The organism is Isoalcanivorax indicus (assembly GCF_003259185.1).
Classification (GTDB): domain Bacteria; phylum Pseudomonadota; class Gammaproteobacteria; order Pseudomonadales; family Alcanivoracaceae; genus Isoalcanivorax; species Isoalcanivorax indicus.
Window position 1 is genome coordinate 63,225 of the sequence record NZ_QGMP01000004.1, and the last position, 19,797, is coordinate 83,021.

General features: G+C 61.7%; 23 protein-coding genes. 10 read left to right on the top strand and 13 right to left on the bottom strand.

Features of this window, described 5'->3' with window-relative positions; all coding sequences use genetic code 11:
- Positions 1-124 precede the first annotated feature (124 nt).
- Together rpmA and rplU are read right to left on the bottom strand one after the other, a co-directional pair.
- Positions 125-385, bottom strand: coding sequence for a 50S ribosomal protein L27 (gene rpmA, locus DKW65_RS14760; RefSeq protein WP_111658199.1), 261 nt, complete (start codon positions 383-385; stop codon positions 125-127).
- Positions 386-412: 27 nt separating this feature from the next.
- Entirely contained in the window at positions 413-724 is a 312-nt protein-coding gene (rplU, locus tag DKW65_RS14765; protein WP_111658200.1) for a 50S ribosomal protein L21, read from the bottom strand.
- Positions 725-1,001: 277 nt separating this feature from the next.
- Here rplU and DKW65_RS14770 point away from each other — a divergent pair, with 277 nt between their 5' ends.
- The 3 genes from DKW65_RS14770 to DKW65_RS14780 are packed head-to-tail and all read left to right on the top strand — an operon-like array spanning position 1,002 to position 2,929.
- On the top strand, positions 1,002-1,982 hold the full coding sequence (locus DKW65_RS14770; protein WP_111658201.1) for a polyprenyl synthetase family protein: 981 nt from the start codon (positions 1,002-1,004) through the stop codon (positions 1,980-1,982).
- A gap of 58 nt (positions 1,983-2,040) precedes the next feature.
- Positions 2,041-2,637, top strand: a complete 597-nt coding sequence (locus DKW65_RS14775; protein WP_245932531.1) for a YajG family lipoprotein — start codon at positions 2,041-2,043, stop codon at positions 2,635-2,637.
- Between the two features lie 10 nt (positions 2,638-2,647).
- Positions 2,648-2,929: an Rdx family protein gene (locus tag DKW65_RS14780; protein ID WP_111658202.1), complete on the top strand. Its 282-nt coding sequence runs from the start codon at positions 2,648-2,650 to the stop codon at positions 2,927-2,929.
- 20 nt (positions 2,930-2,949) lie between these two features.
- Here DKW65_RS14780 and DKW65_RS14785 read toward each other — a convergent pair whose 3' ends face one another.
- From DKW65_RS14785 to DKW65_RS14795, 3 genes are read right to left on the bottom strand one after another with little or no spacing between them, the layout of a single operon-like run.
- Positions 2,950-3,141, bottom strand: a complete 192-nt coding sequence (locus tag DKW65_RS14785) for a CPXCG motif-containing cysteine-rich protein (RefSeq protein ID WP_111658203.1) — start codon at positions 3,139-3,141, stop codon at positions 2,950-2,952.
- Entirely contained in the window at positions 3,141-3,548 is a 408-nt protein-coding gene (locus DKW65_RS14790; protein WP_111658204.1) for an HIT domain-containing protein, read from the bottom strand. Before DKW65_RS14790 ends, DKW65_RS14785 begins: the two co-directional genes overlap by 1 nt.
- Positions 3,549-3,565: 17 nt before the next feature.
- Positions 3,566-4,582 (bottom strand): AraC family transcriptional regulator, encoded by a 1,017-nt coding sequence (locus DKW65_RS14795; protein ID WP_111658205.1) that lies wholly within the window; start codon positions 4,580-4,582, stop codon positions 3,566-3,568.
- A gap of 166 nt (positions 4,583-4,748) precedes the next feature.
- Here DKW65_RS14795 and DKW65_RS14800 point away from each other — a divergent pair, with 166 nt between their 5' ends.
- Positions 4,749-5,579: an SDR family oxidoreductase gene (locus tag DKW65_RS14800; RefSeq protein WP_111658206.1), complete on the top strand. Its 831-nt coding sequence runs from the start codon at positions 4,749-4,751 to the stop codon at positions 5,577-5,579.
- A gap of 191 nt (positions 5,580-5,770) precedes the next feature.
- Positions 5,771-5,980 (top strand): hypothetical protein, encoded by a 210-nt coding sequence (locus DKW65_RS14805; RefSeq protein WP_111658207.1) that lies wholly within the window; start codon positions 5,771-5,773, stop codon positions 5,978-5,980.
- A 30-nt stretch (positions 5,981-6,010) separates the two neighbouring features.
- Here the strand turns inward: DKW65_RS14805 and DKW65_RS14810 are convergent, their stop codons facing one another.
- A complete protein-coding gene (locus tag DKW65_RS14810; protein ID WP_111658208.1) occupies positions 6,011-6,391 on the bottom strand; it encodes a hypothetical protein in 381 nt (126 codons plus the stop codon).
- Positions 6,392-6,670: 279 nt separating this feature from the next.
- Between DKW65_RS14810 and DKW65_RS14815 the strand changes: the two genes are divergently transcribed.
- Together DKW65_RS14815 and DKW65_RS14820 are read left to right on the top strand one after the other, a co-directional pair.
- Positions 6,671-7,099, top strand: coding sequence for a hypothetical protein (locus DKW65_RS14815; protein ID WP_111658209.1), 429 nt, complete (start codon positions 6,671-6,673; stop codon positions 7,097-7,099).
- A 152-nt stretch (positions 7,100-7,251) separates the two neighbouring features.
- Positions 7,252-8,583: an ABC1 kinase family protein gene (locus DKW65_RS14820; protein WP_111658297.1), complete on the top strand. Its 1,332-nt coding sequence runs from the start codon at positions 7,252-7,254 to the stop codon at positions 8,581-8,583.
- Between the two features lie 74 nt (positions 8,584-8,657).
- Here the strand turns inward: DKW65_RS14820 and DKW65_RS14825 are convergent, their stop codons facing one another.
- Positions 8,658-9,197, bottom strand: a complete 540-nt coding sequence (locus DKW65_RS14825) for a porin family protein (RefSeq protein WP_111658210.1) — start codon at positions 9,195-9,197, stop codon at positions 8,658-8,660.
- Between the two features lie 241 nt (positions 9,198-9,438).
- On the opposite strand from DKW65_RS14825, the gene DKW65_RS14830 reads away from it, so the two are divergent.
- On the top strand, positions 9,439-11,835 hold the full coding sequence (locus tag DKW65_RS14830; RefSeq protein WP_111658211.1) for a hybrid sensor histidine kinase/response regulator: 2,397 nt from the start codon (positions 9,439-9,441) through the stop codon (positions 11,833-11,835).
- A gap of 15 nt (positions 11,836-11,850) precedes the next feature.
- On the opposite strand, the gene DKW65_RS14835 is transcribed toward DKW65_RS14830, so the two are convergent.
- Positions 11,851-13,245 (bottom strand): VWA domain-containing protein, encoded by a 1,395-nt coding sequence (locus tag DKW65_RS14835; RefSeq protein ID WP_111658212.1) that lies wholly within the window; start codon positions 13,243-13,245, stop codon positions 11,851-11,853.
- Positions 13,245-14,162, bottom strand: a complete 918-nt coding sequence (locus DKW65_RS14840) for an AAA family ATPase (protein WP_111658213.1) — start codon at positions 14,160-14,162, stop codon at positions 13,245-13,247. Before DKW65_RS14840 ends, DKW65_RS14835 begins: the two co-directional genes overlap by 1 nt.
- 56 nt (positions 14,163-14,218) lie before the next feature.
- Between DKW65_RS14840 and DKW65_RS14845 the strand changes: the two genes are divergently transcribed.
- On the top strand, positions 14,219-14,893 hold the full coding sequence (locus DKW65_RS14845) for an HAD-IA family hydrolase (RefSeq protein WP_111658214.1): 675 nt from the start codon (positions 14,219-14,221) through the stop codon (positions 14,891-14,893).
- A 15-nt stretch (positions 14,894-14,908) separates the two neighbouring features.
- Here the strand turns inward: DKW65_RS14845 and DKW65_RS14850 are convergent, their stop codons facing one another.
- From DKW65_RS14850 to DKW65_RS14865, 4 genes are all read right to left on the bottom strand, one after another.
- The gene (locus DKW65_RS14850) at positions 14,909-15,289 is read right to left on the bottom strand and encodes a putative quinol monooxygenase (protein WP_245932532.1); all 381 of its coding nucleotides are present in this window, start codon (positions 15,287-15,289) and stop codon (positions 14,909-14,911) included.
- Positions 15,290-15,402: 113 nt separating this feature from the next.
- Entirely contained in the window at positions 15,403-16,080 is a 678-nt protein-coding gene (locus tag DKW65_RS14855; RefSeq protein ID WP_111658216.1) for a nitroreductase, read from the bottom strand.
- A gap of 103 nt (positions 16,081-16,183) precedes the next feature.
- Positions 16,184-16,522, bottom strand: a complete 339-nt coding sequence (locus DKW65_RS14860; protein WP_111658217.1) for a hypothetical protein — start codon at positions 16,520-16,522, stop codon at positions 16,184-16,186.
- A gap of 134 nt (positions 16,523-16,656) precedes the next feature.
- A complete protein-coding gene (locus tag DKW65_RS14865) occupies positions 16,657-17,319 on the bottom strand; it encodes a TetR family transcriptional regulator (protein ID WP_111658218.1) in 663 nt (220 codons plus the stop codon).
- 374 nt (positions 17,320-17,693) lie between these two features.
- Between DKW65_RS14865 and DKW65_RS14870 the strand changes: the two genes are divergently transcribed.
- Positions 17,694-19,709: an SDR family oxidoreductase gene (locus tag DKW65_RS14870; protein WP_111658219.1), complete on the top strand. Its 2,016-nt coding sequence runs from the start codon at positions 17,694-17,696 to the stop codon at positions 19,707-19,709.
- Positions 19,710-19,797: the final 88 nt, after the last annotated feature.

Below are 19,797 nucleotides of genomic sequence, written 5' to 3' on the forward strand. Positions count from 1 at the left end.
GCGCAGACCCGCGCGCCTCGGCAATGACTGTCGTCGGTAACGACGGAAATAATAAATCAAAAAGCCCCACCGGCGTTACCCGGCGGGGCTTCTTTGCTGTCACGGCAAAAGCCGGTCAGCAGGATCAGGCTACCGGTTCGATGGTAACGAACTTGCGGCTTTCCGAACCCTTGGTCTCGAACTTCACGCGCCCGGCGGACGTGGCGAAGATCGTGTGGTCACGGCCCAGGCCGGTGTTGGCACCGGAGTGGAAACGGGTGCCACGCTGACGCACGATGATTTCACCGGCTTGCACCACCTGGCCGCCGAAGCGCTTGACGCCAAGGCGTTTGCTTTCTGAATCGCGGCCGTTACGTGTACTACCGCCTGCTTTTTTGTGTGCCATGTCTGAATACCTCTCGCTATGCCCGGATCAGCCGCTGATGCCGGTGATCTTCACTTCCGTAAACCACTGACGGTGGCCCTGCTGCTTGCGATAGTGCTTGCGGCGACGGAACTTGACGATACGAATCTTCTTGTGGCGGCCCTGTTCAACCACTTCTGCGGTCACTTTGGCGCCGTCAACCAGAGGCTGGCCTACGGTGATCTTGTCGCCGTCGGCAACCAGGAGGACCTGATCGAACTCCACGGCTTCACCGGTGCCGACTTCCAGTTTCTCGATGCGCAGGAGATCGCCTTCTTCCACGCGATACTGCTTGCCACCGGTCTTGATGACTGCGTACATGCTGCTGTTACTCCGAGCGGGTCACGGGTGGCGGGTGCAAGCACCGCTTGATAAGCCACTGCGACGGATTGTCAAATCATGCCGGGACGTCCGGCCAAGGGACGCGGATTCTACGCCATGGCGGGCGGCACGGCAAGGCCCGCCAGGGCCGCAGGGCGCGGGTTTCCTTGACTCGACGCCCCCTGCTGTTAGCATTGCCGCCATCCTCGCACCGGCGGCTGCATACTCCATGCAGACCAGCTCCGGGCGACAAGCCCCTGAACCGATGAGGGTCCAGATGGACTTCAAGGCCATTTCTGCCGTTGTGGCGGACGATTTCGATGCGGTCAACCGCTTCATCACCCACCATCTCGACTCCAACGTGCCGATGATCCGGGAAGTGGGTGAGTACATCGTCGGCAATGGCGGCAAGCGGCTGCGTCCGCTGGTGGCCATCCTCAGCGCCCGCGCCAGTGGCTATACCGGCGAGCGGCATATCGACATTGCCGCCGTGATCGAGTTCCTGCACACCGCCACCCTGCTCCACGACGATGTCGTGGACGAGTCGAACATGCGTCGCGGACGGCCCACCGTGAATGCCGTCTGGGGCAATGCAGCCAGCGTGCTGGTGGGCGACTTCCTGATCTCCCGGGCCTTCGAGCTGCTGGTCCAGATCGGCAACCAGACCCTGCTGGAGATCCTGTCGGCCAGCACCAACGTCATTTCCGAGGGCGAGGTGCTGCAACTGATCAACTGCCGCGACCCGGACACCACCGAAGAGCGCTATATGCGCGTGATTCACCACAAGACCGCGAAGATGTTCGAGTCAGCGGCGCAAACCGGCGCGGTGCTGGCCACCGACAATGCCGCCGATGCGCAGCGCGCCCAGGAGATTTTCGGCGCCTATGGCCGCCACATGGGTATCGCCTTCCAGTTGATCGACGACGTGCTCGATTACACCGGCAATGCCGCCGAACTGGGCAAGAATGTCGGCGATGACCTGGCCGAGGGCAAACCCACGCTGCCCCTGATCTACACCATGCGCGAGGGCACGCCCGAGCAGGCGGCTCTGATCCGCCAGGCCATCCGCACCGGCGGTCTGGGGCAGCTCGACGAGATCATCGAGACCGTGCAGGTGGCAGGCGGGCTGGAATACACGCGCGATCTGGCACGGCAACATACACAATCTGCGCTGGCGTCGCTTGCGGCGGTGCCGGACTCCCGGTACAAGGAAGCGCTGGAACGTCTGGCCAGTGAGGCAGCGGAACGTCGCTTCTGATCCTGTTGTCCCATGGCCGGATGTAACGCACTCATTCTCTGATGGAGGACTACCGGCCATGCCCGCCCCTGTGATGCTGTCCCGTTCCGCTCTGGTGCTCTGCGCCGCCCTGCTCAGCGCCTGCGGCCTGAGCCCCCAGGTGGTGAACCTGCAGCCCGAACCGGAGATCGCCAGCGCCAATATCGGCCGCAACCATTCCGTCAATGTGACCGCCCGCGACGCGCGCGAGCAGGACGCCTTCGGATCACGCGGCGGCGTCTACCCGGAAACCAGCCTGATTCGCCCGGGCAATGATGTGCCCAAGGCCTTGTATGAGGCCGTCACCAAGGGCCTGCATGTTCAGGGCTTCAACGCCTACAACCCGGATGGCAATGCCACGCAACTGGACGTGCGCCTGGTCGAATTGACCTACGTCCCTGCCGACACCTCGGTGGTCAACCGCATCGAAGTCAGCGCGCGTATCGAAGCCATTGCCAGTCGTCCGAACGTGGAGCACACCGGCCGCTATCAGAGCAGCGTGACCCATGACATGCCGATCACACCCAGTGCGCGCCGCAACGAAGCCATGCTCAATGATGTGCTGGAACGTACCCTGACGCGGCTGCTGACCGACCCGAAAATGCTGGCCTTCCTGGCTGGCGAAGATAACCCCTGAAGGGCGCCCCATGGCCGGACGCGTTGCGATCCATTATTGCAGCCAGTGCAACTGGCTGCTGCGTGCCGCCTGGATGGCCCAGGAGCTGCTGAACACCTTCGCCGATGAACTGGAGGAAGTCGCGCTGCGCCCCGGGACCGGGGGCATTTTCGAGATCAAGGCGAACGAGGTGTTGATCTGGGAGCGCAAGCGCGATGGCGGCTTTCCGGAAATCGCAGAGCTCAAGCGGCGCGTGCGCGACCAGATCGCTCCGGAGCGCGAACTGGGTCATATCGACCGCACCACCCCCTGAAGCGCCCGCCACGATACAGGTCAGTCGTCGTCGCTGCGCGCGTCGACGCTGATTTCTCCCGCCTCATCCACCTGCACGCTGAAGTGGATCGGGTGACAACACACGGCACAATCCTCAACGTATTCCTGCATCGGCTCTGAAGGGTCCACCAGAATCTCGATGGTTTCCCAGCAGTAGGGACAGGTCACGTCGACCGGCGTCTGCTGGAACATCACGCGCACCGCCAGGCCAACGCATCACGCAGCGCCGGCAACCAGGCGGGCTGCGCCGCCCCCTGCCACGGCTCCGGCGCCCCCTGCCCCCATACGGGGCCAGGCCAGCAGGGATCGCCCTCGTGACGGGCGATCACATGCACATGCAGCTGCGGCACCACATTACCCAGGGCACCGATATTCATCTTGTCCGCTGATGTCAGGCGCTGCAGATGCAGGCTGCAGCGGTTAACCATGCTGAGCAGCTCCTGCTGCGCACTCTCGTCCAACTCATGCCATTCGCGCACGCCCGGCTGACGCGGCACGATGATCACCCACGGGAAGCGCTGATCGTTCATCCAGCGCAGCCAGAACTGCGGCGTTTCTCCCAGCGCGCGGGTGTCGGCCTCAAGACGCGGGTGCAGCATCAGATTCTCCCCTCACTTCATTCCCGGTAATCGGTCGGGCTGCGCCCGGTCCAGCGACGGAAGGCGCGGGCAAAATTGGAAGCGTCCGAATAGCCCAGCAGCAGGGCAATGTCGTCCACCGTGGTATCCGTCTGGGTCAGATGCTCCACCGCCAGCCCCTTGCGCAGGTCATCCAGCACCTTCTGGTAACTGGTGCCCAGTTGCTGCAGCTTGCGTTTCAGGGTACGCGAGGACATGTGCAACTCGGTGGCGACTTCGTCCACACCGGGAAAGCGCCCGGCGTGGCTGAGCACGATACGCCGCACCTGCCCGAGCAGTCGCGGTGGCGCCTTGATGCTGGCCAGCTCCTGCTCACACTGGGCCGCCGCCATATCCGCCAGGCGCGGATCGGCAAACCGCAGGCGCTTCTCCAGCCGCTGCGCCGGAAAGCGCATCTGGTGATAGGCGCAGTCAAACAGGCATGGCACCGGGATCATCGGTTTCAGCGTACGGAAATAGGCCGGCTCCGGGTAGCCGAAGCGCAGTTCGCCATCCATCTCCAGATCCGGCACCACTTTCAGGGCCATGAAGTGGAAGCTGCTGAACAGCGTCTCGACGAAGAAGGGCGCCAGATCATTGAGCGCAATCAACTCTTCCAGCTGCAATGCCGCCACATCCCCTTCGATCACCAGTTGCAGATCCATGAAGGTGATACGGGTGCGGAAGAACTTGGTGGCCAGCTCAATGGCATCCCCGAGCGTTTCACTGGACAGGGCGGCATAGCCCAGAAAGCCGTGCGTCGACATGGTCAGCGCCGCCCCGAACTCCCAACCCAGCCAGGGATCACCCGTCAGTTCCACCGCCCGGCGAATCAGTGTCTCGAAGTGCTGTACCGGCACACGAGCCCCGGGCTCACGCCAGCACTGCGGCGCGATATCCGTACCCTGGAGCAGGGTGTCCTGGGCAATACCACGGCGCTCAAGCAGCGACACCAGAACCGGCACGTATTCGGCAGATGCGGAGTATTCCTCCGGATTCATCTTGAGGATTGTCATGATTATTCGACCCTTGGCCCAAAATGACCGAGGGGACACGATAACCCCGGTAGACATCTGTTCGCAAGAGGAGTCTCCTGATCGTTCTGCGCGGCCATCTTTTTCGTCATAGACCCAAAACCAAGCGCTTGCTAGGTTAGCCATTCATGCCCTACAGGAGGTTCCCATGAGTACGTTGTCCGGCAAGACCCTGTTCATCACCGGCGCCAGCCGCGGTATCGGCAAGGCCATCGGCGTCCGCGCTGCCCGGGATGGCGCCAATATCGTTCTGTTTGCCAAAACGACCACCCCGCACCCCAAGCTGCCGGGCACTCTTTATACCGCCGCCGAAGCCATGCAGGCGGCGGGCGGCAAGACACTGATCTGTGTCGGCGATATTCGTGAAGAAGACCAGGTCCAGGCGGCCGTGGACAAGGCCGTGGACACCTTTGGCGGCATCGACATTCTGGTCAACAACGCCAGCGCCATCAGCCTGACGTCCACCGAGACCACCGACATGAAGCGCTTTGATCTGATGCATCAGATCAACACCCGCGGCACCTTCCTCGCCAGCCAGCGCTGCCTGCCGCACCTGAAGAAAGCGGCCAACCCGCATGTGCTGAATCTGGCGCCGCCGCTGCATTTCGGCGCGCACTGGTTTGCCCGGCATTGCGCCTACACCATGGCCAAGTACGGTATGAGCCTGTGCGTGTATGGCATGGCCGAGGAGTATCGCGGCAAGGTAGCGTTCAACGCCCTGTGGCCGCGCACAGCCATTGATACCGCAGCGGTGCAGAACCACCTCGGTGGCGCGCAGAGCATCCAGGCCGCCCGCACCCCGGACATCATGGCTGACGCGGCCTACCACATCCTGTGCCAGGACGCGCGCCAGTGCAGCGGCAACTTCTTTATCGATGATGAAGTGGTGCAGCAGGCCGGGATCACCGATCTGAGCCAGTATCAGGTAGACCCGTCACTGAAACCGGAGCAACTGCTGCCGGACTTTTTCCTCGACTGATACGCCGCACAGGCCCGCACGGACAGAAAACGTCACATCCTGCCCGTGCGAGGCTGATCGGCCACAGCCCCCCGGCCTCCCGATCGAGCAGAATCATCATAACCAACTGATTTAAAAACAGAAAACCACCAAACAGCATCTGGCACGCTTCTGGCATTGCCTTATACAAACGCCTTGGGGGGATCTGTCACATGGGTAAGGTGATCACGCTGCACGAAAAAGCACCGGACGCCGCGCTCGAAAGGCTGCAGCGGCTGACCGGCCTTGATTTTCACAGCTGGCCCGCCTCGATACTGGAGCATGGACCGGTGGAGGGAGGCGCCCCGGTACAGCCAGAGGCGCAACCAGAGACGCAGGCACCGCTGCCCGCAACCGGCACCCTGCCGCGGGGCAACCGCTGACACGGATCAGGTCAGGGCCTCGGTCAGGCCTCAGAAATTGGAGATGAGCTTGTCTGTGCGGCTCAGGGCGCTGCCACGGCGCTGCACGTAGAGTTCCTCGACCACGAAATGCATACCGGCATCACCCAGACGCAAAACGGCCTGCACCTGCTCCACCTGCCCGGTAAAGCGCAACTTGACCATGCCCGACAGCAAGGCACTGCCATCACTGGTGATCTCGGCCGCGTCAACGCGAGCATGGTGATCACCCGCCTCATCGGTGTAGGTGATGCGCAGTTCGATGGGGCCGGTGGCACCTGTGACACGCACCCAGGCGGCCACATTGTAATCCCCCTCCCAGACACGCAGACGCGGTGGCCGTCCCTCTTCCCAGATACGGGCGGGGACTTTGGCGACGAATTTTTCGATCATGCAAGCTCCAGCGTAATCAGGACGGTCAGTCTTTATTCGCAGTCTATCACTACCCTGTGAAGTATGCGTGTACCCATTAACTTACTGCTATTGACCTACGTCACAGGCTTGACCGGCAGAAGACCGATCAGTTCCCGCTGACACCTGTGCGATTGTCGGACAACACAGACACAGACCCGGCCCGCCATCGCTATCCTGCACCCATCGCCCGGGCTCCTCACTTCTGCCAGCCCGCCGGCGACAACCTTTTAACCGCAGCCACTGAGAAGGAATCATGTGATGGGCGAGCTGAAACAACTCCGTGAACAACAGGAATCCCTGGTCGCACGTGCCAAGGATCTGAACCGCAAGATCTACCTGGCTAGCCTGGGCGCCTACACCAAGGCCGAAAGCACCTCTGGCGAGCTGTATGAAAAGTATGCCGCCACGGGCGCCGAGACCCTGGGCGAGAGCGCCGAAGGCAAGCCGAAGGCCCTGCTGGCTGGCCGTGGCCTGCTGCAGGCAGCCCGTGAGCTGGTCGACGCCGCGCCGGAGAAGCGCAAGGCGCTGTACGAGCGCTTCGTTGACGCTGGCAAGAAAGAGCGTGGCGAGAAGGCCGAAGGCACCAACGAGTTCGTGCTGGCGGGTCTGGGTGCTGTCCTGACCGCCCGCGAGGAGAGCGAGAAGTTCTTCAATGAGCTGGTCGCTGCCGGTGAAGAGCGCGCCTGATTGCCGCACGCACCGCACTGAAACCGCACTGAAAAAGGGGCCGCTTTGCGGCCCCTTTTTCATCTGCCCTCCTTTTGACCCGCCAGGGCATTGACACCCGCCAGGCCAGCGCACAGATTGGTGGTTCCTTAAGCCAGCAACCGGCATCTACTGTGGCCCGCGACAAATCCTCTTTCCGCACGACGACACAAACCGGGCGCCTGCTGCGTCTCACCGGCATGACCACGTCCATCGCCTCGCGCGTGGCGTCGCACTCAGTGAAGCGATTATTCCAGTCCGAAGAAGCCCGCGATCGCGACCGGGAAAAACTGCTGCGGCATATCGGCAAGGAAGTCGCCTCGACTCTGGGCGAAATGAAAGGCGCCGTGATGAAGGTCGGCCAGATCGCCTCGCAGATGCAGGATTTGCTGCCCCCGGAAATCGCCGACGCCCTGTCTGTTCTTCAGAAAGCATCCGCACCCATGCCTTTTTCTGTCATCCGCCGACAGGTGCGCCGCGAGCTGGGCGACGAGCCCGATGTGCTGTTTGCCCACTTCGAAGAAAAACCGTTCGCCGCCGCCTCCATCGGGCAGGTGCATCGGGCAACCACGCTGGAAGGCCAGGATGTGGTGGTCAAGGTCCAGTACCCGGCGGTCAAGGAGTCGATCGATTCGGACATGCGCCACCTGCGCCGCATCCTGCGCCTGGGTGGCCTGCTGAAAGTGGAAGAAGCCACTCTGGATGCCATCTTCCGGGAGATACGCACGCAACTCGAGGAGGAACTGGACTACCGCCAGGAAGCCGAGCACCTGCGCCAGTTCCGCGCCTTCCATGCCGACGACCCCTGGCTCGTCATCCCGGATGTCATCGACACCCTCAGTAGCGACAAGGTGCTGACCCTGACCTATGAACCGGGCGATGATCTGAACGCCGTGCGCGACAATCCGATTTACGATCAGCCCTTGCGCAACCGGCTGGGCGAGCGACTGTTCGACGCCCTGGCACGGCAGATCTTCATGCTGCGCACGGTGCATTGTGATCCACACCCCGGCAATTTCGCCTATCGGCCGGACGGCACCATCGTGATGTACGATTTCGGCGCCATCAAACGCATTCCGGAAGAAGATCTTGATGCCCTGCGGCGCCTGACCCGGGCCGCTTACGAAGAGGACTATCGCGCGCTGGAACAGGTGTTGCGCGATCTGGGCATACGCAAGGCCAGCGGTCCTGAGGTCAGCGAAGACTTTTACGTTGGCTGGGCCGACCTGCTGTTACCGCCGTTCAATCATGAGCCGTTCGACTTTGCCGCCTCGCGCCTCCATCTCAAACTGGCGCGCAAGACGCGCGAAACGTCATGGAAGCATCTGGAATCCTTCCAGCCGTCTGCACGCACATTGCTGGTGGATCGCGTGCTGGGCGGCCACTACTGGACACTGGTCAACCTTGGCGTTGTCGCCAGTTTTCGCCCGCACCTGGAAGCCATCATGGCGCGTTCAGAGCAATAGGAGCAATAGACCGCCCTCCATGAAAAACGCCCCGACCTGGTGGCCGGGGCGTTCGGGTACTGCGCGGTCCGCCATCAGAATGCGGAACGAAAGCCGACACTGATACCGTTGAGTTCATAATCGCTCTTGTCCAGATAGCGCATGTACTCCACGTTCATGCCGAAGGTATCGGTCAACTGGAAATCGATGCCGGCACCGTAGGACTCATCACTGACCGTATCGGTCTCGCGCGAGGCACTGCCGATGCTGGTATCCAGCGTGACCTTGCCACGGGCCTCGGTGTAACCGCCGACCACATACGGACGAACATGCTCGGCCAGCGGCACGGACAGCTTCAGGTAACCACCGTACAAGTGATCCAGGTCATACTTGATGTTGCTACGCTCATCCGAGCGCACACCCATTGCACCACGTGCTTCCAGGCCGATGAAGTCGTTGAACTCTATGCCACCACGCAGCGTGATCCCTTCCGGCTTGAGCTTGTTATCGGTGTCATCACTTTCCAGCTGGAACTGGGTGTAGTTGAGACCAATATACGGCCCGGCAGCCAGTGCGGTGCTGCTACCACCCAATGCCACGGCCGCGACCAGTACTTTCAGAGAATATCCTTTCATGCTGTGTACTCCTGCTCATGTAGTGACACCAGATTCGAGGCCACTGACACCGCTTTGTTCACTGCCGGTCGGCACGGATGTGCCCGGTTGTGACTCGCTGCGGACTTTAACCTTCCTTTATAAAACGGCTGTAAAACATGGTAATGAGAGGTAGACACTCCCGCGAAGGTTGGTCCCCCTCGCAGGACGCGCTACTATCGACAAGAAGCATCGGGGCGCCGGGAAACATCGGGGACAGGGAATGCACCAGATCAGCCACTACCTTTGGCGCGGCGTTCTGCTGATAACGAGCCTGCTGGTCGGCTACCCGGCCGTGGCGAGTCCGGACGCTTTCGCGCTCGAGGCAGGCATCGCACGCCACGACACACCCACCGGGCTGCTCTGGATCGACGACTCGACCTCACGGCTGACGCCGGAGACCGCTCTGCGCGCCTTCTCCGAGGGCCGCGGCACACCGCTGCAGGGGGCTTATCCCTCACTGGGCTTCCGCAGTGGCCCTCAGTGGTTTCTGCTGCCACTGGACAACCTCTCCGGAGAGCAGACCTGGATACTGCAAGCCGGACGCCCGCATCTCGACTATCTTGATGTCTTCCTGCTGGACGCCCGGCAGGCCCCCCTGGCTCACACACAGGTCGGTGACCGGGTTCCTTTCCATAGCCGCCCGCTGCCCCACCCGCACCTGGTCATCCCCTTGACGCTGCCGCCCGGCCCCTCCTGGTTGCTGTTGCGCGCCGAGGGCGACAACGCCATCGAAATGCCGATATCCCTGGCTACCCGCGAAGCCTTCCAGCAGCAGGACAGTCAGCGCCTGTTTGGCCACGGGCTCTATTACGGCGCCATCACCATCATGTGCCTGTTCAATCTGCTGATCTTCCTGTCACTGCGGGACAACAGCTTCCTGCTGTATGTGTTGTATCTGGGCACGCTGGGACTGAACCTGTTTACCCGTGAGGGGCTGGCCTATCAGTGGTTATGGCCGGACGCGCCCTGGTGGAACCATCACAGCCTGCCGGTGTTCAACCTGCTCTCGGTGGGTTTTTCGATACTGTTCGCCTGCAGCTTCCTGCAACTCTCGACCCGTCGGCCGATGGTCTGCCGTATCCTGATGCCCTGCGGCCTTCTCGTGCTGCTGCTGGCCCCGCTGACGCTGCTGCTCGATTTCACCTTCTGGATTCAGGCTTCCACGGCGCTGGTGCTTCCCTGGGTACTGATCATCTCCGCGCTGGCCGCCTACGAGGCCTGGCGAGGCTTTCGCGCCGCCCGTTACTTCCTGGCCGCCTTCCTGACGTTGGCGGTAGCCGCCGGGCTGTATGTCCTCAAGGCCTTTGATGTGCTGCCGGGGCACTGGTACCTCGAACATGCCATGCAATTCGGCACCGCCATCGAAGCCTTGTTGCTGTCATTCGCACTGGCCAGCCGCATGACCAGCCTCAAGGATGAGAACGAACGTATCCAGCGCGAAGCCAATGAGGCTCTGGAACAGCGTGTGCGCGAACGCACCCGCGAGTTGAACGAAGCCCTGAGCGCTCGCAGTGAATTCCTTGCGGTCATGAGCCATGAAATCCGTACGCCCCTGAACGGCATCATCGGCACCCTGGATCTGCTGCGCGACTCCGGGTTGAATGCACATCAACTGCATCATCTGCATGTCATAGAGCAATCCGGCAACAGCCTGCTTGATCTCATCAATGACATTCTGGATTACGCGCGCATCGAGGCAGGAAAAATGCCGATGGAGCAAGCCAACTTTGAGTTGCGCTCGCTGATCGAGGAATGCGTTGACCTGTTTCGTCATCGGGCCAGCATGGCGGGCAACGAGCTTGTCCATCGACTGGAACTGGGCGATGTCACCGAATGCCGGGGTGATGCCATGCGTCTGCGGCAGGTACTGGTCAACCTGATCAGCAACGCCGTGAAGTTCACGGAGAACGGGCAGGTCACCGTTCACGCACGCCGTGAGCCCGGGCAGACTGATTACGTCTACTTTCATATCGAGGATACCGGCATCGGTATCGAAGAAGACAAGTTGCCGCAACTGTTCGAACATTTTCACCAACTGGACGCCTCCACCAGTCGCCGTTATGGGGGCACGGGCCTGGGCCTGGCCATCAGTCGGCAACTGGTGGAAATGATGGGCGGCGAAATCGGTGTGCGCAGCACGCCGGAAAAAGGCTCATGCTTCTGGTTCCGTTTGCCATTGCCCATTGCGACGCACCACACCGACATGGCGCCCGCACCGGTAACAGACCAGCCTGTCTCGCCCGCCCGGCTTCTGGTGGTCGATGACAACCACATCAATCTGATGGTCGCCGAGGGCCTGCTGCGCAAGCTGGGGCACGAGGTGGATATCGCGGAAAGCGGCATGGAAGCCATCGCCGTGTTGCTTGCCAGGCAACCGCCGTTCGATCTGATCCTGATGGATTGCGAGATGCCGGACATGGACGGCTTCACCACCGCACGGCAGATCCTGCAGTTGCAGCAGGATGGCCGTCTGCCCAATACGCCGATTGTCGCGCTGACGGCCCATGCCGTGCCGGACAAGATTCGTGCCTGCCATGAAGCGGGCATGATCAGCCATATCGCCAAACCGATCACACTGGAGAAACTGGCCCAGGCCCTGCGCAGTGTCTTGCGCTGACGCGATCAGAAACGGTCAGCGCAGGTCGCGCAGCAGCGAATCCACAAACCGTTCCATCTGATTGAGATTCCGGCAGGGCATGGCACGCCGACAATAGGGCAGATACTGAGGCATTACCGAGTCACCGCTACCCCAGCGATTGCGCCCTTCGGGGTTAAGCCACAAAACCTGTCGGCTACGCTCGGCTATCTGGCGCAACACTGTCTGCTCCGCAGGCAGATCATTATTACGCGCGTCACCCAGCACAATCACTGTGCTCTGCCGGTCCAGATCCGCCTCACAGGTCCGCCAGAAAAAGCGCAGCATGTCACCATAATCCGTGCCGCTGCCCGCATACTCGGACAGTATCCGGGCAATAGCCGTGTCGGCATCGCCGCTGGCGGCAAACAGTGCCGAGACCTCACCGCAGCGGGATGCAAACGCAAAACTCCGCACCCGTGGCAACAGGCTGTTCACCGCGTGCAGGAACATCAGCAGAAAACGGGAGGCGGAGGCAACGGAGCTGGACACATCACAGATCACGAACAGTTTAGGCTTGCGCAGCCGTCGGCTCTTCCAGTGCAGTCTCGCGGGCACCGCATCGTGGCGAATGCTGGACACCAGGGTACGGCGTGCATCCAGCAGCCCCTTTCGCGACGACCGTTGGCGGCGGCCGTGCAGGGTGACCAGACGTTGGGCCATGCGTTGCACCAGGGCCTGCACATCGCGGAACTCCGCCAGATCCCGCAGGTTCACCTCTCGCATGGTCTGCTCGCGCAGTTGCGCTCCTGTTTCTCGCGCCTGCAGCAGGAACTGCCTGTTGACCTCTTCGATGACCGTCTGGCGCAGGGCATCGCGTGCCCGACGCAAGGCCAGCCCACGCGGATCGTGCTGCGCTTCCAAACGGAAGATGTCCTGATCCAGCGCCTCGCCCCCCATGGCCAGCATGACGCGCCGGGCGAACAGGCCTTTCTGGGTGATGACGCGCAAGCGCGTCAGGTCGACCGTCCGCACCGCAGCGGCCATGCGTTGGCTGAGCCGAGCCGGATCATCCTGTTCAAGCAGCCGCGCCAGGTCGGACACCTCACTGTCTGACTGCCCTTCGCCGCCACCGCCACCGCCCGCAGACGCTCCGGCATTGCCCGGCTGAGGGGGTGGCGGGTCGCTCGCCGGCGGCGCACCCGGCGGCTCACTCGATGCTGGCGGCCGTGGCGCAACGAAACGGAAAAAATCATCGAAACATTGATAGTAACGCCACTTGTCCGCTTCGCTTTTCGCCAGCGCCATGCCCAGCGCCTGACGCAAACGGGCGCGATCGTCGTAGCCAGTCAGGTCCGCCACCCGCAGTGCATCCAGACTCTCGGCGGTAGACACGGACACTCCGGCACCGCGCAGCGCCTTGATGAACTCGGTCAGCACCCGCTCGGCCATCAGTCTTTCAGCAACCGGTGCAGGTCAGCGCGAGCGGTCACCAGGTCTTCTTCGTACTTCAGCAGCAGACGCAGGGTCGACTCCACCTGAGCCGGTGTCAGCGTATCCGCGTGCATCAGCACCAGCGCACGGGCCCAATCGATGGTCTCGGACACTGCGGGCTGCTTCTTCAGGTCCATCTCACGCAACCGCGATACAAATGTAGTCAACTGACGTCGCAGGGATGCGCTCACCTCGGGTACCCGGGCGGCAATGATCTGTTGTTCCAGACGCAGATCGGGATACGGAATATACAAATGCAGACAGCGCCGCTTGAGTGCATCGGACAATTCGCGGGTATTGTTGCTGGTCAGGAACACCAGCGGCTCATTGCGCGCGGTCACTGTGCCCAGTTCCGGAATGGATATCTGATAATCGGACAGCAACTCGAGCAGAAAGGCCTCGAACTCCTGGTCTGCCTTGTCAATCTCGTCAATCAGCAACACCGGGGCCTCGTCGGCACGCAGCGCCTGCAACAATGGCCGTGGCTCCAGAAACATGTCCGAGTAGAAGGCATCGCCAAAATCCGCAAGCCGTTCCATACAGGCTTCGAGCGTATCGGCATTGCCGAGCAGATCGCCCAGCTTGTCCTTGAGCAGTTGTGTGTACAGCAACTGCTTGCCGTACTTCCACTCGTACAGCGCCTTGGCTTCGTCCAGCCCCTCGTAACACTGCAGGCGAATCAGCGGCGCCTCAAGAAAAGCCGCCGACGCCTTGGCCAGCTCGGTCTTGCCCACACCCGGCGGTCCCTCCACCAGAATCGGCTTGCGCAACTGGGCTGCCAGAAATACAGCGGTAGCGATTTCATCGTTACAGATATAGCCTTGCCCGTGGAAGCTTTCACGCACTTCCTCGATGGACGCGATGCGGGTTTTCATTCAGCCCCTCCGGTACGTCAGGATCCCAAGAGTAGAACAGGACGGCGAGCACCACCATGACCACGATACCCAAGGCCATTTTTTTCGATTTCGGTGGCGTGATCGCCGACAGCCCTTTCGTTGCCCTGCGCGGCTACGAGACGGCTCGCGGCTTGCCGCAGGATTTCTTGCGGCAAACCAATGCGGTGAACCCGGACAGCAACGCCTGGGCCCGGTTCGAGCGTGGCGACATCGATCTGGACGCGTTCGATGACGCCTTTCTGGCGGAAACCCGGGCCCGCGGGCACGCCGTGCCCGGGCGTGACCTGGTACCGCTGCTGGCCACACCGGTGCGACCGGGCATGATCCGGGTGCTGGATGCGCTGCGTGATGATTTCCTGCTTGCCTGCCTGACCAACAACCTGCCTGTAGGCCACGGCGCGGGCATGAGCCACGATGACACCCATGCTGCCAGCGTGCATCACGCCATGTCGCGGTTTCGCTTCGTGCTTGAATCAAGCCGCGCCGGTGTACGCAAACCGGAGCCGGCTTTCTATCTGAAGGCCTGCGATATGGCCGAGGTAGCGCCTTCGGACGTCGTCTTTCTGGATGATCTGGGCATCAATCTGAAGCCCGCCAGAGTGCTGGGCATGCAGACCATCAAGGTAGGGGATATCGAACCGGCGCTGGCGATGCTGGGGCAACTGATCGATCGCGATCTGGTGGGCATTTACCGGAACAACGGCGACTGAGGTCGCCCGCAAGCGTCAGTGCAGAACGATCTCTTCGCCCAGCAGGACGCGGGGCATTTCCAGCTCCAGAGCGTCATCGTCTCCCATATCGCTGTCTTCCGACTGGACTTCGAACCGCGATGAGGTGACCTGACCGTCGATCATGTCCGGAATGGCGTCCAGAAAGGCATCGACATGGGCGGAGGCGAAATGGATTTCCAGCGCGTCCAGGGAGCGCCACTGCTGCCAGATCATGATGATCTCGGGCTGGTCCGCCTGCACATAAACCTCGTAGGCCACACAACCTTCTTCCGTGCGTGACGCTTCCGCCAGCGCGTATACGAGCGCCACGGCATCTTCGCGACAGTCTTCGCGTACCGGAATGGTGCCTTTGACGATGATCATCGAGCCGGACATAACACCTTGAAGTGGTTGCAGGAAAGCGCGCCAGTGTAGCACAAACGGGCATTGATTGCTTGTGCGGGCGCGCCACGTATGTGAGCGCCCGCACACCTCCCTTCCTGCGCTGATCAGCCCAGGAAGGTGACCGACTCACCCAGCGGCGCCCGCCCGACGCGAGTGCGATTGGCATCCACGGCGGCGTCCTCATAGCCAAAACTGATACCACAGAGGATGGCGGTATCCTCCGGCTCACCGAACACCTCACGCACATCATCCGGGTAATAGCGCATGCTGCCCTGGGCGCAGGAACCGATACCAAAGGCCGTCATCACCAGCATCAGGCTCTGGATATACATGCCCACATCCAGCGCCACCGTCACACCAAAGCGGCGATCCATGCCGATAAAGGCCACATGCGGCGCATCGAACAGTTCGAAGTTACGCAGCGTGGCACGCAACCGGCCCACCTTGTCGTCACGGGCAATGCCCATGTTGTTGTACAGCTCGACAGCGCAATCCACCTGACGCTGGCGGTAAACCCCCTCGAACGACGGCAGATGCTCGAAGTCGGGACTGATCGCCTTGCCCTGGCTGGCGTTGGCCACCATCCGCTCACGCAGGGTGTCACGCGCCTCGGCTGAGGCCACCAGCACCCGCCACGGCTGGATATTGCAGTTACTGGGGGCCAGCTGGGCCAGCGAAAACACCTCTTCGAGCACCGGTTGCGGCACCGGCTTGTCCAGAAAGCCGCGCACGGAGCGGCGGTTACGCAAGGCCTCGGCCAGGCTCATGTCCTCAGCGGTCATGGCATTCCCCTTTCGATTCAGGATGATGGATCAACAGGACGGGGAGTATAAGAAGGCGGGCCCGCGCTCCGCCATGGCAGGAACGATCAGGCGAGCGGCACGGTCAGGCGGCCAGCTCGCTCTCGGCGGCGCGCACGGCGGCGCAGATATCCATGATCGCAGCGGGGGCCCGGCGGTCACCGCCTTGTGGTGCAGCAAGACCGAAGCGTGCGGCACACTCCGGGCAGCACACCAGGTAGCTGACATCCTCGCCCGCCTCGGCTTCCGGCTGCTCATGCACCACCCAGCCCTCGGCTTTCGCCCGCTGACCGATGTCGTGATAGTAGTCCAGCCCCAGCGGACGCTCGGGCTCGAAGTCAAAGGTGGCGGTACAGCCCTGACAGTTCAACCACATGTCGTACAGGGCCGCGGCGTCGTAGGGGTCACGGGGATCAAAGGCCATACCTGGCTCCACACATCAATAAGTTACAATCACTTTTTAAAGTAACTTTTATGTGCAGGCAAGGCCATTCGTCGGCGTTTTGTGAATCAGGTCAGAAAGTTACGCGGCAAAGTTAAAGTAGATCGCACTCCTGGTCAGGCTGCACCATCCAGACGCATCCCCGCTGCCAGGGCCCGCCCCCCCAGAAACACCATCTGCAGTTGCACCTCCAGCCGTGGCAACTGCAATCGACGGGTATCGGGCGTCATGTCCTGGGCCAGGATGCCAAACCCGAACATGATCGCCACGGCCGCCTCTGCCTCGCGCACCACATCCACCGGCACCGCCACACGACGCATGACCACCTGGCGGACATCTTCCGCCAGTTCCTCCACCAGCAGTTGCAAGGCCCGGTGAATACGTCGCCGGTAGGCCTGCGATGCGCCGAGTCGCTGGCGCACCAGCAGCCTGAACTCGGCCTCATGGGCATCCAGATAGCTGATGAACCGCTCGATCATGTGTCGGATGGCATCGGTGGCACTGCCAGCGATCAGCGCAACCCGTCCGTCGCGCATGGCATGGCGCAACTGATCACAGGTCTGCTCGATCAGCGCCAGACCCAGGGCATTCATGTCAGGGAAATGGTTGTACAGCGAGGTGGGCGCCAGATCCGCCGCGCGCGCTACCTCCCGCAGACCCAGCCCATCCAGGCTGCGCCCGTCCGCCAGCAGCGCAAGCGTCGCCGCCAGAATCCGATCCCGGGTATGCTGTTTCTTTTCTGCCCTGGACAACCGGGGCGCCGTGCGCGCTTCAGGCATGGACCTTGCTACTTTTCCGTGGGTGATGGCTGTCATACTGCCACTATCAAAGAACACTTGTAAGCTGTTTTTGGTGGAAAAAAGACCATTTATCGCTTTAATGTTCTTTTTTTGTACGCATAGTTGACATATTACCCTTTCAAACTGACAATTCAACTCACAGTTGTAAGTTAATAAACGAGCAACCATGGAGGGCTGGACGCTACCCGGCCCCTCGCCGCACTATCAATGCATCATCGTTGGATAACTGTCCGGCCCCGGCTGGAGCAGGCGCGATCCAGGTTATCGCCGCGCAGCCGAACCGGACACAGGAACCGTCGCCACGCCGCTGACGCTACAGCGGGTATATAACAGGGAAGCAAAGGGGTCAGTTGATGAACTACTTCGTAACCGGAGCCACCGGCTTTATCGGCCGTTATCTTGTCGCCCGTCTGCTGCGCCGCGAGGATGCCCGCATCTTTGCGCTGGTCCGGCCGGGCTCAGAGTACAAGCTGGATGCGCTGCGCAAGCGCCTCAACGCCAGACCGGAACAGCTGGTCGCCATCAAGGGCGACATGACAAAAAAACTGCTCGGCCTGGCCAAGCGCGATCGCGACGACCTCAAGGGGCAGGTGCAGCAGTTCATGCACCTGGCCGCCATCTATGATCTCAGCCGCGATGCCGAAGCCCAGCAGATCACCAATATCGAAGGCACGCGCCAGGCCCTGGCGCTGGCAGGCGAGCTCGGCGCCGGTTGCTTCCATCATGTCAGCTCCGTTGCCGCCGGTGGCCTGTATGAAGGCACCTTTACCGAGGACATGTTCGAAGAAGCAGGGCCGCTGGATGACCCCTACCTGTTCACCAAACATGAATCCGAGCGACTGGTACGCGAAACCAGCCCGGTGCCGTGGCGCATCTATCGCCCGTCCATGGTTGTGGGGCACTCCCGCACCGGCGAAATCGACAAGGTCGATGGCCCCTATTACCTGTTCAAGCTGATCCAGCGTCTGCACGATCTGTTGCCGCCCTGGATTCCGCTGCTCGGCATCGAGGGTGGCCGTTTCAATATCGTGCCGGTGGACTTCGTGGCCGATGCCATGGATCACCTTGCCCACCTGCCCGAGCGCGACGGCGAATGCTTCCATCTGACTGCGGACAAGCATTACAGCCTGGGCCAGGTGGTCAATCTGTTCGCCAGTGTGGCCGACGCACCGAAGATGGCGGTGCGCCTGGACAACAGCCTGTTCCGCTCGATTCCCGGCCTGAGCGCCTTCGGCAAAGGCGTGGGCAACCTGACGCCGTCGAAATACCTGCTGAATCAGGCGCTGGAAAGCCTCGATATTCCCGAGGCCACCCTGAAGTTCCTGACCTACCCGACCACCTACGGCAACAGCACGACCAAGGCAGCGCTGGAAGGCAGCGATATCGAAGCGCCCGAGCTGGAATCCTATGCCCAGGTGCTGTGGGACTACTGGGCCAACCATCTGGACCCGGACCGCGATCACCGCAAGGACGACATGATGCCGCTGCCGACGCTGGAAGAGCGCGTGGATGGCCGCGTCGTGCTGGTCACGGGCGCCACCTCCGGGATTGGCAAGGCGGCGGCATTGAAGCTGGCCCGTGCCGGGGCCCATGTGCTGCTGGTCGCCCGGACGAAGGAAAAGCTCGATGAAACTCTGGAAGAAATCGAGAAACTCGGCGGACGCGCGGAAGCCTACAGCGCCGACGTCTCCGAGCTGGACGATTGCGACCGGCTGGTGGAGCAGGTACTGAAAGACCATGGCCGGGTGGATATCCTGGTCAACAATGCCGGGCGCTCGATCCGCCGCTCTGTGACCCACAGCTATGAGCGCTTCCATGATTTCGAGCGCACCATGCAGCTCAACTACTTCGGCGCCCTGCGTCTGATCATGCGGCTGTTGCCGAGCATGACCGAGCAGCGCAACGGTCACATCATCAATATCTCGTCCATCGGCGTGCTGACCAACGCACCGCGCTTCTCGGCCTATGTGGCCTCCAAAGCAGCGCTGGATGCCTTCAGTCGCTGTGCCGCCTCAGAGCTGGCGCATGAAGGCGTACGTTTCACCACCATCAACATGCCCCTGGTACGCACGCCGATGATCGCGCCCACCAAGATCTACAACCATGTGCCGACCATCAGCCCGAGCCAGGCGGCGGACATGATCTGTGACGCCATCATCCGTCAGCCGAAACGCATCGCCACACAGCTCGGCATCCTCGGTTCCGTCATGCACTTCCTGACGCCCAAGGTGACCGAGACGATCATGAACACGGGCTACAAGCTGTTCTCCGACTCTGCGGCGGCACTGGGCCAGAAGGAGGACACGCCCAAGCGCATCAGTCGCGAACAGCGGGCCTTCTCGCGTCTGTTCAAGGGCATCCACTGGTAAACGGTAAATGGGCTGTTTATTGGCCGCAATGCCCACACCGGTCCCGTTCGGTCATTTGCATGACGGCGGGACCGGCGTAACGTCAGTG

Coding starts and splice junctions, on each gene's coding strand:
- rpmA (WP_111658199.1), bottom strand. CDS start 385: ATGGCACACAAAAAAGCAGGCGGTAGTACACGTAACGGCCGCGATTCA.
- rplU (WP_111658200.1), bottom strand. CDS start 724: ATGTACGCAGTCATCAAGACCGGTGGCAAGCAGTATCGCGTGGAAGAA.
- DKW65_RS14770 (WP_111658201.1), top strand. CDS start 1,002: ATGGACTTCAAGGCCATTTCTGCCGTTGTGGCGGACGATTTCGATGCG.
- DKW65_RS14775 (WP_245932531.1), top strand. CDS start 2,041: ATGCCCGCCCCTGTGATGCTGTCCCGTTCCGCTCTGGTGCTCTGCGCC.
- DKW65_RS14780 (WP_111658202.1), top strand. CDS start 2,648: ATGGCCGGACGCGTTGCGATCCATTATTGCAGCCAGTGCAACTGGCTG.
- DKW65_RS14785 (WP_111658203.1), bottom strand. CDS start 3,141: ATGTTCCAGCAGACGCCGGTCGACGTGACCTGTCCCTACTGCTGGGAA.
- DKW65_RS14790 (WP_111658204.1), bottom strand. CDS start 3,548: ATGCTGCACCCGCGTCTTGAGGCCGACACCCGCGCGCTGGGAGAAACG.
- DKW65_RS14795 (WP_111658205.1), bottom strand. CDS start 4,582: ATGACAATCCTCAAGATGAATCCGGAGGAATACTCCGCATCTGCCGAA.
- DKW65_RS14800 (WP_111658206.1), top strand. CDS start 4,749: ATGAGTACGTTGTCCGGCAAGACCCTGTTCATCACCGGCGCCAGCCGC.
- DKW65_RS14805 (WP_111658207.1), top strand. CDS start 5,771: ATGGGTAAGGTGATCACGCTGCACGAAAAAGCACCGGACGCCGCGCTC.
- DKW65_RS14810 (WP_111658208.1), bottom strand. CDS start 6,391: ATGATCGAAAAATTCGTCGCCAAAGTCCCCGCCCGTATCTGGGAAGAG.
- DKW65_RS14815 (WP_111658209.1), top strand. CDS start 6,671: ATGGGCGAGCTGAAACAACTCCGTGAACAACAGGAATCCCTGGTCGCA.
- DKW65_RS14825 (WP_111658210.1), bottom strand. CDS start 9,197: ATGAAAGGATATTCTCTGAAAGTACTGGTCGCGGCCGTGGCATTGGGT.
- DKW65_RS14830 (WP_111658211.1), top strand. CDS start 9,439: ATGCACCAGATCAGCCACTACCTTTGGCGCGGCGTTCTGCTGATAACG.
- DKW65_RS14835 (WP_111658212.1), bottom strand. CDS start 13,245: ATGGCCGAGCGGGTGCTGACCGAGTTCATCAAGGCGCTGCGCGGTGCC.
- DKW65_RS14840 (WP_111658213.1), bottom strand. CDS start 14,162: ATGAAAACCCGCATCGCGTCCATCGAGGAAGTGCGTGAAAGCTTCCAC.
- DKW65_RS14845 (WP_111658214.1), top strand. CDS start 14,219: ATGACCACGATACCCAAGGCCATTTTTTTCGATTTCGGTGGCGTGATC.
- DKW65_RS14850 (WP_245932532.1), bottom strand. CDS start 15,289: ATGTCCGGCTCGATGATCATCGTCAAAGGCACCATTCCGGTACGCGAA.
- DKW65_RS14855 (WP_111658216.1), bottom strand. CDS start 16,080: ATGACCGCTGAGGACATGAGCCTGGCCGAGGCCTTGCGTAACCGCCGC.
- DKW65_RS14860 (WP_111658217.1), bottom strand. CDS start 16,522: ATGGCCTTTGATCCCCGTGACCCCTACGACGCCGCGGCCCTGTACGAC.
- DKW65_RS14865 (WP_111658218.1), bottom strand. CDS start 17,319: ATGCCTGAAGCGCGCACGGCGCCCCGGTTGTCCAGGGCAGAAAAGAAA.
- DKW65_RS14870 (WP_111658219.1), top strand. CDS start 17,694: ATGAACTACTTCGTAACCGGAGCCACCGGCTTTATCGGCCGTTATCTT.